The following is a 14,585-nucleotide window of genomic DNA, read 5'->3' as shown; positions in this document are numbered from 1 at the left end:
CCCTCCTCTGACCAACTCTTATGATACATTGAGAGCCTTCACAAGTTGAAAAATGAACGTTCACAATTGGCGCTCTACCGCAATGCTGCTATCCCGGCGGCCGCAAGTTTTCAGTCGGTGAGAGGATCGGTTCGTTGGCGATTGACAGGATAATCATCGTTGGCGGCGGCACCGCCGGGTGGATGGCGGCCGCGGCGCTGTCGCGCCTGAAAACCGGGCGGCCAGTGGCGATTACCCTTGTCGAGTCAGAGGCGATCGGCACCGTCGGAGTCGGCGAAGCGACGATCCCGCCGTTCCTCGATTTCAACAAATTGCTCGGCGTCGACGAGCGCGAAATGCTCAGCGCGGTCCAAGGCAGCTTCAAGCTAGGCATTCAGTTTGTGAATTGGGGCAAGCTCGGCGACAGCTATATCCACCCGTTTGGAAACTATGGTTATCAAATCGGCGGGATTTCTTTCCATCACTTGTGGCATAAATATCACCAAGCTGGCGACAAGCGCCCGATCCAGCTATTCAACATGGAAACCATCGCCGCCCACTTCAGCCGCTTCGCTCGCACTGACGATTATCAGCGCGACGACCTTCCGCCGATCAATTACGCCTATCATGTCGACGCCACACGCTACGCCCGTTTCCTGCGCAGCTATGCCGAAACGCGCGGTGTCGTTCGCCGCGAAGGCAAGGTCGCCGACGTCGCGCTCGATGGCGAAAGCGGGTTCGTCACGTCAATCACGATGGACGATGGCGACGTCATCGGCGGCGACCTGTTCATCGACTGCTCGGGCTTTCGCGGGCTGCTCATCGAGCAGGCGCTAAAGACCGGATATGAGGACTGGACTAATTATCTGCCTTGCGACCGGGCGGTCGCGCTCCCGTGCGTACGCGAAGACGGCAGCGGGCCGTTGCCCTACACCCGCTCCACGGCGCATTCGGCCGGGTGGCAATGGCAGGTCCCGCTGCAGCATCGCAACGGCAACGGGCATGTCTATTGCAGCGAATATATGTCCGACGACGAGGCACATGGCATCCTCGTCGGTAACCTCGCGGGCAAGCCCGGAGCCGAGCCCAATTTCCTCCGCTTCGTGACCGGGCGACGCAAGAAATTCTGGAACAAGAATGTCGTTGCGCTGGGCTTGTCCGCGGGCTTCATGGAGCCGCTCGAATCTACCTCGATCCACCTGGTCAACACGGGCATCAACAAGCTGATTGCATTGCTTTCGCTCGATGGGATCACTCAGGTTCAGGAAGATGCGTTCAATCGGCTCACGGGCAAGGAATATGCCCGGATCCGCGATTTCCTGATTCTCCACTATAATTCCACGACGCGCGACGACAGCGCCTTCTGGAACTATTGTCGCAATATGGACGTGCCCGATAGCCTGACCGAAAAAATCGAACTCTTCCGCCACAATGGCCAAATCTTCCGTGAAGACGACGAGCTGTTCACCGAAACCAGCTGGGCTGCGGTGATGATGGGGCAGGGGATCGCGATGACCGGGCATAATGCCATGGCCGACGCCCTGCCCGAACCTGCAACGCGAAAGGAATATGATGCTATCCAGCAATCGATCCGCTTCGTGGTCGATCACATGCCCCAGCATGGTGACTATCTGCGAAACTATTGCCCCGCCCCCGACTGACCCGCGGGCGCAGAAAAATGGAAACGGAGCGGCGATGACAACTCTGGATGATCGAATGGTAAATTTCGCGCCTCTCTCGCAATGACCGCCTTGCGGAAAAGATTGGGATACCCATTCGTCAGCGAGCAATCACAAAACCCGCGAAGTCGCTGATACCTGTTGATATCGCGCAAGGCTGCTGGTCCGCAGGCGTCTCCAAACAAGTGTTGCATGTCGCCTGACGCCTAATAAACCTCCGCTTCTTCGCAGTGTCGAAATCGTCCCGAACGGCAGCAGGTAGCGCGAAGCCGTCATGATTATAGCAGCCTTTCGGCGGAATCGCCGAGTGCCATCATTGGATGGTGGAAGGAACTGCAGACCGACAGTAGTCTGACCCTCGAGGCCGTCGCGTAGCGCGAAGGCATTACAAGCCCCTACGTGTTGCGGATTGTTCGCCTCTCCTTTTTATCGCCGCAGATGCTTGACAGCATCCTGGCGGGCACGATGCTAGCCCATCAATCGGCGGATCGCGACCACGGCGTCGCCGCCCGTTGGGATGATCAGCAACACTGACTCACTGCTATGGCCGGTTTTTTCTACACCGACCAATACTGTACCTTGGAATTCGCCTTCCTGCAGCGGCACTAGAAATTGACAGTTCTTCGATCGTTTCCTGCCAGTCGTGCATTGCATGTCTATAATCGGCGGCAGCGCCGCAATTGACTTTGCATGCTTCGCCCGTAGGGTCGCATACCGTGAAACGCTTGCTTCATCTTGGGCTCCTGCTTCTGGCGCTGACCGGCCTCGCTGGCCAGTCGATTGCGCACGCGACGACGTTCGAGCGACTTGCGGGTCCGATGCAAATGTCGTCCGGGTCAATGGCGTGCGGCGGCGCAGCCGCGCAGTCGGATCGCGACAAGGCTCCGTGCAAGCAGGTTGGGCTGCAGTGCCTGGCGGCGATGGGCGGCCCGGCGATGACAATGACCATATCTCCCGCGGTTCCTGACCAATGCGCCGCGATCGAAGCGGTAAGGTCGGTTCCGGCGATTGCTAATGCGCTGCACGGTCGCTCCGGTGTCCCGGAGCTTGAGCCACCCACCCTCCTGATCTGACGCCCGACCTCCGCATGCCGCTGCTTTGGGCGGTGGCTGCGCAGATTTGCCTCAAATCAGGATGTCACCCGATGCTGTTTAAGCGATGCGCCGATCGTGGCGCGAACACGCGCCGCGTTGCTGGCTTGGCAGCCGTGCTCGCCGCCGCCGCGCCTGTCAGCGGCGCGCCATTGACCTTTGAAGGGGCGATTGCAGCTGCCCGCGTCAACGCGCCTTCGCTTCGAGCCAAGGGGCTGGGCGCGGCGGCAAGCCAGTCCGCCCGCCAGGCCGCGGGCGCGTTGCCCGATCCGAAGGTCTCGGTCGGCGTCGAGAATTTCCCGATTTCGGGACCGCTGGCATTCAAACCGTCGCGCGACGACTTCACCGGTATTCGCGTCGGCCTGTCGCAGGATATTCCAAACCCCGCGAAACGCCGTGCGCAGCGAAACCGCGCCGATGCCGATATCGCAGTTGCCATTGCCGACGTCGGCGTGGAAGCGCGCTCCGTCGAGGTCGAGACAGCGGTCGCCTGGATAACCCTCGCCTTCGCCCACAAGCGCCTGGCGGCACTCGATGGTGTGCGTCATGGCTTGGCGCAAATCGTTCGAGCGACCCCGGCGTCGGTCGCGGCGGGATCCGCACGACCTGCCCAGACGGTAGCAGGCAAACAGGCACTGGCGGCGCTTGACGACCGCCGCGACGAATTGGTCGCCGCGCTGTCGACGGCGCGCGCCAACCTTACGCGGTGGACGGGCGATCCTGACCCTGTCGTCACGGGTCGAGTGCCGGAGTTCTATGTCAAAACGGTCGAGCTGATGAGCTCGCTGGACGGCAACCCCGTGCTTGCGCCGCTTGCCGCTCGCTCCGAACAGGCTCACGCGGACGTGCGGGTTGCGGAGGCGGAGCGCCGTCCCGACTTCGGCGTCGACGTATCCTATTTGAGGCGCGATCCCCGCTTCGGCGACTATGTTTCGGCCGGCGTGACGGTCGGACTTCCGCTGTTCCAAAAACGTCGCCAGCTGCCGATGATAGCGGCGCGCCAGGCGGAAGCTGCGCAACGGCTGGCCGAGCAGGAGGCGTCCCGGCGCGAGCTAAGGGCAAAGCTGCAGGCAGCGCTTGCCGACCATGCCATGCACCATGCGCAATTTATGCGGTCGCGGGACACGCTCGAACCGCTGGCGCATCAGCGGGTCGAGCTCGAGACCGCGAGCTTTGCCGCCGGGCGCGCGAGCCTGGTCGATATCGCCGAGGCCGAGACGGCGCTGGCCGAGGCTGCACTGGTGACGCTCGATCGCGCGGCGCTGGTCGCGATCGACGGTGCGCGCCTGACAATGACCTATCGGGGAGCCGTTCGATGACGCCGCAGGATCTTGTTCCCCGCACGCCGCTCGCCCGCCTGGCTATTGCGGCGATCGTGATGAGCGGACTCGTCGGCTTTGGCATCGCGCGGGTGACGAACCCGACGCCGGTGCCGCTCGTCGCTGCTCCGCAGAAGAAGGTTCTTTACTGGTACGATCCGATGATCCCGGCCGAGCATCATGACGGACCGGGATTGTCGTCGATGGGCATGAAGACCATCCCGCGCTACGCCGACGTGGGCGAGGCCGGGGAAAGCGGCGGGGTCCGGATCGATGCGTCAGCGACGCAGAATCTAGGCGTCCGCCTTGCCACCGTCGAGCGTGGAGTGCTGCAATCCGACCTGACGGTGACGGGAGCGATCGATTTCAACCAGCGCAATGTCGCTATCGTCCAGGCACGCGCTGCGGGCTTCGTTCAGCGCGTTTATCAGCGCGCGTCGGGCGATATTATTGGCGCGGGCGCACCGCTTGCCGACGTCCTCGTACCAGAGTGGGCAGGAGCCCAGATCGAGGCGCGGGCAGTGCAGCGCACCGGTGACCGAGCGCTGATCGCGGCGGCGCGCCAGCGCTTGCACCTGCTCGGCGGTAGCGGGTCTGGCGGGGGCGGAATGACGACCATTCGCAGCCCGATCGGCGGGGTCATCCAAACGCTCGACGTGCGCCAGGGGATGACGCTGAACGCCGGGCAAACCCTTGCGCAGGTGTCGGGACTGGGCAGCGTCTGGCTCAATGCCGCCCTGCCTGAGGCGCAGGCGGGGCAGGTCCGCGTCGGGGCGGCGGTTCGCGCGGAACTGGCGGCATTCCCGGGCCAGAGCTATTTTGGGAAGGTTATTGCCATACTTCCGACGGCGCAGGCGGACAGTCGAACCCTGACCGTGCGGATCGAGCTACCCAACCGCGGCGGGCTCCTTCGTCCCGGAATGTTCGCGACGGTGCACTTTACGGGCAATGGTGCCGTCGCGCTGCTCGTACCGAGCGAGGCCGTCATCCGAACAGGCAAGCGCGATGTCGTGATGGTGGCCGGTGCGGGCGGTCGTTACCAACCCGTCGAGGTCAAGGTGGGACGCGAGGGTAACGGCAAGACGGAAATCCTCGCCGGTCTTGGCGATGGGCAGAAGATCGTCGCCTCTGGCCAGTTCCTGCTCGATTCGGAAGCGAGCCTGAGCGGGACGAAGGTTACCCCGCTCGGCGGGGAGCCAATGACGCCAACGGAGCAAAGGCGTTGATCGCTGCGCTGATCCGCGCCGCGATCCGGGGGCGGGTGTTTGTCCTCATCGCAGCCGCGCTGTTGGCGGCGGTTGGCGTCTGGTCGGTACGCTCGACGGCGCTCGACGCGCTGCCCGACCTGTCCGATATCCAGGTCATCATCCGCACCAGCTATCCGGGCCAGGCGCCGCAGATCGTCGAGAACCAGATCACCTATCCGCTGGCGACGACCATGCTGTCCGTACCCGGTGCGCGCGTCGTGCGCGGCTATTCGTTCGTCGGCGACAGCTTTGTCTATGTCCTCTTCAAGGATGGCACCGACCTCTATTGGGCACGCAGCCGGGTGCTTGAATATTTGAGCCAGGTGCAGGGACGCCTCCCAAAAGGCGCGACCGCCTCGCTCGGGCCCGATGCGACCGGGGTTGGCTGGGTCTATGAATATGCGCTCGTCGACCGGAGCGGCCGTCACGATTTGTCGCAATTGCGCAGCATCCAGGACTGGTTCCTGCGCTACGAGTTGAAGAGCGTGACCGGCGTGTCCGAAGTTGCGAGCATCGGCGGCATGGTGCGCGAATATCAGGTGGTGCTCGATCCCGCCAAGCTTGTGTCTTACGGCGTGACGCAGGCCGATGTGACCAAGGCGCTGGAAGGCGCCAACCAAGAGACTGGCGGATCGGTCGTCGAGATGGCCGAAGCCGAATATGTCGTGCGCTCGACCGGCTATCTGAAATCGCTCGATGACTTTCGTGCGGTTCCGCTCAAGACGGCGGGCGGGGTGCCGGTGCGGCTGGGCGACGTCGCGACAATTCAGGTCGGTCCGGAAATGCGGCGGGGAATTGCCGAGCTCAACGGTGAAGGGGAGGTCGCGGGCGGGGTAATCGTGATGCGATCGGGCGAAAATGCGCGCGCCGTGATCGACGCCGTCAAGGGGAAGCTCGCGACCCTGAAGACGAGCCTTCCGCCGGGTGTCGAGATCGTCACGACCTATGACCGTTCGCAGTTGATCGATCGCGCGGTCGATAACCTCAAGGAAAAGTTGCTCGAGGAGTTCCTGGTCGTCGCGCTCATCTGCGGGCTGTTCCTGTGGCACGTTCGCTCCGCGCTGGTTGCGATCCTGACGCTCCCGCTGGGCGTGCTGATGGCGTTCATCGTCATGCGCCAGCAGGGCATTGACGCGAACATCATGTCGCTGGGTGGGATCGCGATCGCGATCGGGGCGATGGTCGATGCGGTGGTGGTGATGATCGAGAATGCTCACAAGCATCTGGAGCGGTGGCAGCACGCGCATCCCGACGAGGCGATCGGGACTGCCGAACGATGGAGCGTGATCGCCGAGGCCGCCGTCGAGGTCGGACCGGCGCTGTTCCTCAGCCTGCTGATCATCACCTTTTCGTTCCTGCCGGTGTTCACGCTCGAAGGGCAGGAGGGGCGGCTGTTCGCACCGCTTGCGTTCACCAAATCCTATGCGATGGCGGGGGCGGCAATCCTGTCGGTGACGCTTGCGCCGGTATTGATGGGACTCATGATACGCGGGCGGATCCCGGCCGAAGACGCCAATCCGATCAATCGAGTTCTCACGCGGGTGTATCGCCCGGCGCTCGATTGGGTGATGCGACGCCCCAAACGGACGCTGGTCCTTGCCGCGCTGGTGTTTGCGACCTGCCTGTGGCCGATCAGCCGGGTCGGTGGCGAGTTCATGCCGTCGATGGACGAAGGCGATCTGCTTTACATGCCGTCGGCGCTGCCTGGTGTGTCCACCGCTCAGGCGGGACGGCTGCTCCAGCTGACCGATCGGCTGATCAAGACCGTGCCCGAGGTCGAGAGCGTGTTCGGCAAGGCGGGCAGGGCGGAAAGTGCTACCGATCCAGCGCCGATGGAGATGTTCGAAACCGTCATACGATTTCGCCCGAAGAGCGAATGGCGGGCCGGGATGACGTCGGCGAAACTCGTCGAGGAGCTTGATCGCACGGTCAAGGTGCCCGGCCTGTCGAACATCTGGGTTCCGCCGATCCGCAATCGCATCGACATGCTCGCGACCGGCATCAAGAGCCCGATCGGGATCAAGGTCGCGGGATCGGACCTTGCCGAAATCGACCGCGTCGCACGCTCGGTCGAAGCGGTCGCAAAGGGTGTCGGGGGGGTCAGCTCCGCCTTTGCCGAGCGGCTGACCGGGGGCCGTTATATCAACGTCCAAATCGATCGCGCCGCCGCTGCGCGCTATGGAATGAACATTGCCGACGTCCAGTCGATCGTCTCGGGCGCGATTGGGGGCGAGGTGGTTGGCCAGACGGTCGAGGGGCTTGCGCGCTATCCGATCAACGTCCGCTATCCGCGTGAATTGCGCGACGACGTCTCCAAGATCCGCGACCTGCCTATGCTGACACCCTCGCGCCAGCAAATCACGCTGGGAACGGTTGCCAATGTCCAGGTCGAGCCCGGACCTCCGATGCTCCGCAGCGAGAATGGCCGACCCGCGACGTGGGTCTATGTCGATGTGCGCGACCGCGACCTCGCGTCAGTGGTGCGTGATCTTCAGGTTGCGGTTGGCCAGAAAGCCCGGCTCTCCCCGGGTCTGAGCATCGCTTACACCGGGCAGTTCGAATATCTGCAGCGGGCGACCGAGCGCCTCAAGATTGTCGTTCCGGCAACGCTGCTCATCATCTTCCTGCTGCTCTATCTTACCTTTCGCCGACTCGACGAAGCGCTGCTGATCATGGCGACGCTGCCGTTCGCGTTGACCGGTGGATTCTGGCTGCTTTACCTGCTCGGCTTCAATCAGTCGGTCGCGACCGCCGTCGGGTTTATCGCATTGGCGGGCGTGTCGGCCGAGTTCGGGGTGGTGATGCTGATCTATCTCAAACAAGCGCTGGCGGAACGCGGGGCCGATCCCGACGATGCATCGATGGACGCTGCCGTGCGCGAGGGCGCCCTATTGCGTGTCCGGCCCAAGGCGATGACGGTCGCGGTGATCCTCGCGGGCCTGTTTCCGATCCTGATCGGGTCCGGGACGGGGTCGGAGGTCATGCGGCGCATTGCTGCGCCGATGATTGGCGGCATGATCACCGCGCCATTGCTATCGATGCTGGTCGTGCCGGCCGCCTATCTACTTGTTTTAAAGCGGCGAAATCGGGTGCGACGACGCCCGTGACCGACACGCTCCGGCCGGTCGATGCCGGAGCGTGCCCAGACGAAGCGCGAATTACATCGCGTGCTTCATCATCTTTCCATGCTTCATCATTTTGCTGCACGTGCGGCTCTTCATCATGCGAGAATGCGACATCTTGTGGCACATCGCGATGGTCTTTTTAGACATGCCCGCATGGTTCATCGGCATCATGTGCGACTTGCTGCCCATACCCTTGTGCATCATGCCCTTGTCCATCGAACCCTTACCCATCGAGCCGCTGCTCATGCCTCCCATGCTGTTGCTCATGGTGTTGGTCGACTGAGACATTGCTGGCGTCGCGACGAGACCCAAGGCCGCGATGGCGGCGAGAAGTTTGATGCTGTTCATGTGTCATCTCCGTGTCCGCGTTTTTGATATCCTTCGAGAAGCGGGCACTCGGAGGAATTTCTGGGACGATGTGGCTGATTACAGTTTGACCGTGTTCAGCCGCAGCGCGTTGAGCACGACGGTGAACGACGACAGCGCCATCGCCGCTCCCGCCAGCATGGGCGAGAGCAGGATTCCGGCAACCGGGTACAGCACGCCCGCCGCGATCGGCACGCCGATGCCGTTGAACAGGAACGAGAAGAATAAATTCTGGCGGATGTTGCCCATCGTCGCGTGTGCCAGTTTGCGAGCACGGACGATCGCGGAAAGGTCGCCGCGGGTCAGAGTCATCCCGGCGCTTTCGATCGCGACATCGGTGCCGGTGCCCATCGCCAGTCCGACGTCGGCGGCGGCGAGGGCCGGGGCGTCGTTGATGCCGTCGCCCGCCATTGCGACCTTTGCGCCGCTTGCCTTGAGCTCGTTGACGATGCGCGCTTTGTCCTCGGGCTTGAGGCCGGCACGGACCTCGTCGAGCCCGCCGACCGCGCGCGCCACTGCGTCGGCGGTCGTCTGGTTGTCGCCGGTCAGCATGACCACGCGCAGGCCTTCGCGGCGCAGCTGGGCGATCGCGTCGCCAGCGTTGGCGCGGACCGGATCGGCGACCGCGAGCAGGCCAGCAAGCTTGCCGTCGACAGCAATCAACATGACCCCGGCCCCCTCACGGCGATAGCGCTCGGCTGCCTCGTCGAGCGGGGTGGGATCGGCGCCGACGCTGCTCATCTGCGCGGCATTGCCGACCGCGACGCTGCGCCCATCGACCATCGCAGTGACGCCAAGTCCGGTCTGAGAGGCGAAGTCGGTGACAGTGCCGAGTTTGAGCGCCTTGTCCTTCGCCGCCACCGCGATGGAATGGGCGAGGGGGTGTTCGGACGAGGCTTCAACCGCTGCCGCCAGGGCCAGAAGTTCGTCCTCCCCGATCGCCCCGCTGGTTTCGACCGCAATCAGCTTGGGCTTGCCCTCGGTCAATGTGCCAGTCTTGTCGATGACGAGCGTGTCGACCTTCTCGAACGCCTGGAGGCTCTCGGCGTTCTTGACCAGCACGCCCGCCTGAGCGCCGCGCCCGGTGCCGACCATGATCGACATCGGCGTTGCCAGGCCCAGCGCGCAGGGGCAGGCGATGACCAGCACTGCGATCGCGTTGAGCAGCGCATGGCCCATGCGCGGGTCGGGTCCGACCAGCGACCAGACGATGAAGGTCGCGACCGAAATCAGCACGACGAGCGGCACAAACCAGCCCGAGACGCGGTCGGCGACGGCCTGGATCGGCGCCCGGCTGCGCTGTGCCTCGGCGACCATCCGCACGATCCGCGCGAGCATCGTGTCGGCGCCGACCGCGCGCGCCTCCATGACGAGGCTGCCGGTGCCGTTGACGGTGCCCCCGGTGACGTGCGCATCGGCCTCCTTGAGTACCGGGGCGGGTTCGCCGGTGAGCATCGACTCGTCGACCGAGGAACGGCCCTCGACGACCACCCCGTCGACCGGGATTGCCTCGCCGGGGCGGATGCGCAGCCGGTCACCCGTCGCGACCAAGGCAACCGCAATTTCCTCCTCCGCGCCGTCGGCACCGATCCGGCGCGCGGTCTTGGGGGCGAGGTCGAGCAGTGCTCGGATGGCGCGACCGGTCGCCGCGCGGGCGCGAAGTTCGAGCACTTGGCCGAGCAGGACGAGCGTGACGACTACGGCGGCGGCCTCGTAATAGACGGGCACCACGCCATCCATCCGAAACGACGCCGGGAAGGCGCCGGGGACCAGCGTCGCGAACAGGCTGTAGAGAAACGCCGCGCCGACCCCGAGCGCGATGAGCGTAAACATGTTGAGGTGGCGCGTGACGACCGAGCGCCAGCCGCGAACGAAAAACGGCGCTCCAGCCCATACTACAACCGGCGCAGCAAGCGCGAACTGGACCCATGGCGAGGCGGTCGGGCTAACGAGCTGATAGCGGAACAGCTCGGCGAACATCGACACCGCCAGCAACGGGATCGTCAGCGCGGTCGCGATCCACATCCGGCGGGTAAAATCGACCAGCTCGGGATTGGGTGCGTCATCGAGCGACGGCTCCTCGGGCTCGAGCGCCATCCCGCATATAGGGCAGCTTCCAGGGCCAACCTGACGAATCTGGGGATGCATCGGGCAGGTCCAGATTGCGCCGGGCGGTGCCGTGGGTTCGGGCTTCGGTTCAGCACCGAGATAAGCGGCCGGGTCCGCGATGAACTTGGTGCGGCACCCCGCGCTGCAGAAGTGATATGCGTGGCCATCATGCTCAGCAAGGTGCGCGGTCTTCGCCGGGTCGACCGTCATCCCGCACACTGGGTCCTTCACCAACGCCTCGCCAGTTGCGATCTTGCTGCCCGAGCAGCAGCCGCTCGCATTGGCCTGATTATGGGGATGCTCGACCGACGCGTGACCCAGTGGGGCAGTTGCACAGCATGATGCCGATACGGTTTTCGTGTCAACGACGGCGATGTCCGCCTCACGCGTGCCCGAACATCCGCATCCGTCGGATTTTGTAACGGCTGCTACCGGGTCGTCCATGACGCTTGTCTCCAACGATGCAAAAAATCATTCCCGGCATTGAACGGAGGTCAGTCCCTGAGCCGCATGCCAATCTTTATTATGATCTACGTCGTGTGATCCGATTGCCCTCGAAAACAGCCGGAGGGCGCCGGACGATCAATGCATTCTTGATGATCGCTAGCCCCTAACGCTCACCTCGCCCTGAAAGCCCCGGGGGGACGAAGAAAACGGCTAAGCAGGCTCGCTAACGCTGCTCGCCTTCGTCGGGGCCATCATCATTGTTATCAAGCGCGGTCGCTAGGTAATGTACGCTTTGCGGCTTCGTTGGCCCTTGCCATCGTCGAGCGCTCTGTACCGCGCCGGCCGTTCGACGAACGCGATCATGTTACGCGCGACCTCGAGCGTGAGCCGGTGAGGGGTCACGCTCTGCCACCAGCAGGGGAAAGCCTCGGCCTCACATCGCCGATGCGGGCGGGGCCAAGGTACCGAGCAAGGCGACCAGCGCCAGGATGGCCGTCACACAGGCCGTTTCGAAGGCCAGGCTCTTCCGAAGCGCACCGAGCGCACCGCGATGATCGGCGGCGGCGATCGAATGCTCGAATGCCGGGGTCAGGCGAAAGCGGTTGAGCGCGGCGAGCGCCAGCATCACCGCGAACAGTGCCAGTTTGGTAAGGAGAAGCTGGCCGTAGAGCGTGGTCGCGAGACTGCTGAGGTTGCCGATCCCGACCATGAACCAGCTGTTGATCAGGCCCGTCACCACGATCGTGGCGACCACGAACGTCCCGACGGGACCGAAGCCGTGCAAAGCGCGGTGCGTCATGTCGAGGTGGTTGCGATCGACCCGCACGATCGGGCGCGCTACCAGCAAAATCAGGCCTACCAGCGCGCCCACCCAAGCTGCCGAGGCAATCAAGTGGAGAATATCCGCCCCAAGGTGCGCCCAACCGGGCATACGCTCGCCCACGGATCCATGGCCGGTCCACGCCAGCGAGGCGAGCGCGACCGCTGACGAAGCTGCAACGACAGACAGCCACCGCGTGCGGGTGGCCGCCAGTCCCGCGATCACGAGGGCAATCATGCGGACTTTCCAGGCGGTCCCGATTGCGCTGCCGGTCAGCAGGTCGTCGATCGCCGCGCGATCGACAGGCCAAAGCGGAACGTCCGCCATCGATGATGCCATGAGCAGCAGCCAGCTGGCCGACAGCAGCAGTCCGGCGATCGAACTTGCGATCAGCCAGCCGCGAAGAGCGAGCGCACCGCGCCCGCCCCCTCGCAAACCATAAAGACCAAAGGCTGAGAGTCCGAATAAAATTGCGAGCGTTGCATAAACGCCGAAACGGACCGCGATCAGCTGCCAGTCGGACATGGGCCTATTTCACCGCGAAGGCGGTGCGCCCGGTAACCTTGTGCGTGTCGCTCGACACCACGCGCCACCCGACAATGTAGCGCCCGCGAGCAAGGCGCGTCTTGGGCGTGACGACAAGCGTCTTGCCATCGGCGGCCACTGTCGTCGCGCTCGCCATCTTCATCGCGCCCATGCCGGGCATGGCGGCCATCGTCAGCTCGGCCTTCGAAAAGGCAGGCATCAGTGTCTCACTGAAACGAAGGCTAATATGCGCCGGTGCCGCGATGGTTGCATTGGCGGCGGGGGTCACTGACAAGAGCTTGGGATGGGCATTTGCGGTGCCGGCGATCGAGAGCAAGGCGACAGCGGTCAATATCGGATTGAAGTGCATGGCAATGTCTTTCGGTTGATAGTCCCTGTCTCTACGATACGCGGCACCGCGCGAAACCCCTTGATCGCGGTTGAGGGTATTGGACTGGTCGCGCGTAACTTGATCTGCAGGGGCGGGGATTTGGAACATGGATAGGCTCGATACGGTTTTTATGCAGCTTGCCTCGACGCCCGTGCCAGCGGGTCTCGACGCGATCGACGTTGGCGTGTTCGCGGGGCTGGCAGCCAGTCCGGCGCATGGCGTTCGGCGCGGGGCCGGCGCGGCGACGGTCGCGGCCGCGCTCGTTTTCGGAATCGCTGGCGCCACATTGCCGTCGCGCGATGCGGGAGCGATTTCGCTCACCCCCCTGGCTTCGATGCCCCCGCTGTCGCCAGCTACGCTGCTGCTTGGTGGAGAACAATGAACGGCTCTCGAAGTGGTCGTGGCTGGTTGGCATTTGGCGTGGCCGCTTGCTTCCTTGCGGCCATCGGCGGTGTCTTCGTCGGGCGGATGTTATTTCCAGCGCCGCCACCGCCAGGTGCCGAACTCCATGATGTGCTCCACCACCGGCTGACCCTCGACGCCGGGCAGCAGGCACAGCTGCAGCTGCTCGAGCAGCGGTTCGCGGTTCAGCGCCGCGCGCTCGAACTCGACCTCAGGGCCGACAATGCGCGACTGGCGGAAGCGATGGAGGCCGAACATGGCAACGGGCCGCTTGTCACCGCGGCGGTTGACCGTAGCCATGCCGTCCTGGGCGAACTGCAGAAAGCGACGCTCGCCCACATCTTTGCCATGCGGCAATTGCTCCGTCCCGACCAGACGATGCCGTTCGACAAGGCTGTCGTGAAGGCACTGACCGACGACGGTCAGTAAGGCTCCGAACATGAGCCTGGACTGGACGACACTAACCGATGGCGAATTGGCGACGCTTAGCATAGCTGGTCGCCAGGCGGCGTTTGCCGAAATTATGAACCGCTATCGCCAGCCGGTCTTTCGCCTGATTCGCGCGTCGGTGGGCGATGCCGAGGAAGCGCTCGACCTTACCCAGGAAAGCTTCATTTCGGCCTATCAGGCCCTGGCGCGGTACGATCCCGACCGTCCGATGCGCGCATGGCTATCGACGATTGCCATAAACAAATGCCGCGATTGGGGCCGCAAGCGAAAAGTGCGCCGCTTCCTGACGTTTGGTGGAGCGCTCGGGGCCGAGGGCGAACGCGTCGCCGATGACCGCGTAGCTGCCGATATTGCGGCGTCCGATCGACAAGAACTGGAGCACGTGGCCAAGGCGATCACCGATCTCCCCGCGAATTTGCGCGAGCCGCTGGTGCTCCGGACCATCGAAGGTCTCAGCCAGGCTGACACAGCCAGCATCCTCGGCATTAGCGAAAAGGCCGTCGAGACACGATTATATCGGGCGCGAGCCAAGCTCGAAGCTGCAATCAGATAATATTGATCGATTGTGAGGGCCCCTTCGTGCGCCCGCGTAGTTGTTTGTGAAAAGCGCAGCGTCGCTCATCCTCACGACAATG

At 63.7% G+C, this 14,585-nt stretch carries 12 protein-coding genes; 8 read left to right on the top strand and 4 right to left on the bottom strand.

Features of this window, described 5'->3' with window-relative positions; genetic code table 11:
* Window positions 1-134: 134 nt before the first annotated feature.
* The 5 genes from U1700_RS03080 to U1700_RS03060 all read left to right on the top strand — a co-directional run bounded on the left by U1700_RS03080 (window position 135) and on the right by U1700_RS03060 (window position 8,422).
* A complete protein-coding gene (locus tag U1700_RS03080) occupies window positions 135-1,640 on the top strand; it encodes a tryptophan halogenase family protein (protein WP_332750039.1) in 1,506 nt (501 codons plus the stop codon).
* A gap of 734 nt (window positions 1,641-2,374) precedes the next feature.
* On the top strand, window positions 2,375-2,731 hold the full coding sequence (locus tag U1700_RS03075) for a hypothetical protein (RefSeq protein ID WP_332750037.1): 357 nt from the start codon (window positions 2,375-2,377) through the stop codon (window positions 2,729-2,731).
* 71 nt (window positions 2,732-2,802) lie between these two features.
* Window positions 2,803-4,068, top strand: a complete 1,266-nt coding sequence (locus U1700_RS03070; RefSeq protein WP_332750035.1) for a TolC family protein — start codon at window positions 2,803-2,805, stop codon at window positions 4,066-4,068.
* Window positions 4,065-5,294 carry an efflux RND transporter periplasmic adaptor subunit gene (locus U1700_RS03065; protein ID WP_332750032.1) on the top strand — a complete coding sequence of 410 codons (1,230 nt, stop codon included), beginning with the start codon at window positions 4,065-4,067 and terminating at the stop codon, window positions 5,292-5,294. Before U1700_RS03070 ends, U1700_RS03065 begins: the two co-directional genes overlap by 4 nt.
* Window positions 5,291-8,422 (top strand): efflux RND transporter permease subunit, encoded by a 3,132-nt coding sequence (locus tag U1700_RS03060; protein WP_332750030.1) that lies wholly within the window; start codon window positions 5,291-5,293, stop codon window positions 8,420-8,422. Before U1700_RS03065 ends, U1700_RS03060 begins: the two co-directional genes overlap by 4 nt.
* Before the next feature lie 51 nt (window positions 8,423-8,473).
* Here U1700_RS03060 and U1700_RS03055 read toward each other — a convergent pair whose 3' ends face one another.
* The 4 genes from U1700_RS03055 to copC form a co-directional block, all read right to left on the bottom strand.
* On the bottom strand, window positions 8,474-8,788 hold the full coding sequence (locus U1700_RS03055; protein ID WP_332750028.1) for a hypothetical protein: 315 nt from the start codon (window positions 8,786-8,788) through the stop codon (window positions 8,474-8,476).
* 78 nt (window positions 8,789-8,866) lie between these two features.
* Entirely contained in the window at window positions 8,867-11,125 is a 2,259-nt protein-coding gene (locus tag U1700_RS03050; protein WP_443025897.1) for a heavy metal translocating P-type ATPase, read from the bottom strand.
* Window positions 11,126-11,795: 670 nt separating this feature from the next.
* Window positions 11,796-12,707 carry a copper homeostasis membrane protein CopD gene (copD, locus tag U1700_RS03045; RefSeq protein ID WP_332750024.1) on the bottom strand — a complete coding sequence of 304 codons (912 nt, stop codon included), beginning with the start codon at window positions 12,705-12,707 and terminating at the stop codon, window positions 11,796-11,798.
* A 4-nt stretch (window positions 12,708-12,711) separates the two neighbouring features.
* Window positions 12,712-13,077 carry a copper homeostasis periplasmic binding protein CopC gene (gene copC / locus U1700_RS03040; protein WP_332750022.1) on the bottom strand — a complete coding sequence of 122 codons (366 nt, stop codon included), beginning with the start codon at window positions 13,075-13,077 and terminating at the stop codon, window positions 12,712-12,714.
* Between the two features lie 127 nt (window positions 13,078-13,204).
* On the opposite strand from copC, the gene U1700_RS03035 reads away from it, so the two are divergent.
* From U1700_RS03035 to U1700_RS03025, 3 genes are read left to right on the top strand one after another with little or no spacing between them, the layout of a single operon-like run.
* Window positions 13,205-13,480: a hypothetical protein gene (locus U1700_RS03035; RefSeq protein ID WP_332750020.1), complete on the top strand. Its 276-nt coding sequence runs from the start codon at window positions 13,205-13,207 to the stop codon at window positions 13,478-13,480.
* Entirely contained in the window at window positions 13,477-13,929 is a 453-nt protein-coding gene (locus U1700_RS03030) for a periplasmic heavy metal sensor (protein ID WP_332750018.1), read from the top strand. Before U1700_RS03035 ends, U1700_RS03030 begins: the two co-directional genes overlap by 4 nt.
* Window positions 13,930-13,939: 10 nt before the next feature.
* The gene (locus U1700_RS03025; protein ID WP_332750016.1) at window positions 13,940-14,503 is read left to right on the top strand and encodes an RNA polymerase sigma factor; all 564 of its coding nucleotides are present in this window, start codon (window positions 13,940-13,942) and stop codon (window positions 14,501-14,503) included.
* Window positions 14,504-14,585: the final 82 nt, after the last annotated feature.

The organism is Sphingomonas sp. RB1R13 (assembly GCF_036663775.1).
In the GTDB taxonomy this organism is placed as follows: domain Bacteria; phylum Pseudomonadota; class Alphaproteobacteria; order Sphingomonadales; family Sphingomonadaceae; genus Sphingomicrobium.
The sequence above is the reverse complement of the archived record's forward strand: the minus strand, read 5'-3'. Positions and strand labels throughout refer to the sequence as shown.

Excerpts from the sequence above, each read along its gene's own strand:
- U1700_RS03065 (WP_332750032.1), top strand. The coding sequence starts at position 4,065 with ATGACGCCGCAGGATCTTGTTCCCCGCACGCCGCTCGCCCGCCTGGCT.
- U1700_RS03055 (WP_332750028.1), bottom strand. The coding sequence starts at position 8,788 with ATGAACAGCATCAAACTTCTCGCCGCCATCGCGGCCTTGGGTCTCGTC.
- U1700_RS03035 (WP_332750020.1), top strand. The coding sequence starts at position 13,205 with ATGGATAGGCTCGATACGGTTTTTATGCAGCTTGCCTCGACGCCCGTG.
- copC (WP_332750022.1), bottom strand. The coding sequence starts at position 13,077 with ATGCACTTCAATCCGATATTGACCGCTGTCGCCTTGCTCTCGATCGCC.
- U1700_RS03070 (WP_332750035.1), top strand. The coding sequence starts at position 2,803 with ATGCTGTTTAAGCGATGCGCCGATCGTGGCGCGAACACGCGCCGCGTT.
- U1700_RS03025 (WP_332750016.1), top strand. The coding sequence starts at position 13,940 with ATGAGCCTGGACTGGACGACACTAACCGATGGCGAATTGGCGACGCTT.
- U1700_RS03030 (WP_332750018.1), top strand. The coding sequence starts at position 13,477 with ATGAACGGCTCTCGAAGTGGTCGTGGCTGGTTGGCATTTGGCGTGGCC.
- U1700_RS03050 (WP_443025897.1), bottom strand. The coding sequence starts at position 11,125 with ATGACGGTCGACCCGGCGAAGACCGCGCACCTTGCTGAGCATGATGGC.
- copD (WP_332750024.1), bottom strand. The coding sequence starts at position 12,707 with ATGTCCGACTGGCAGCTGATCGCGGTCCGTTTCGGCGTTTATGCAACG.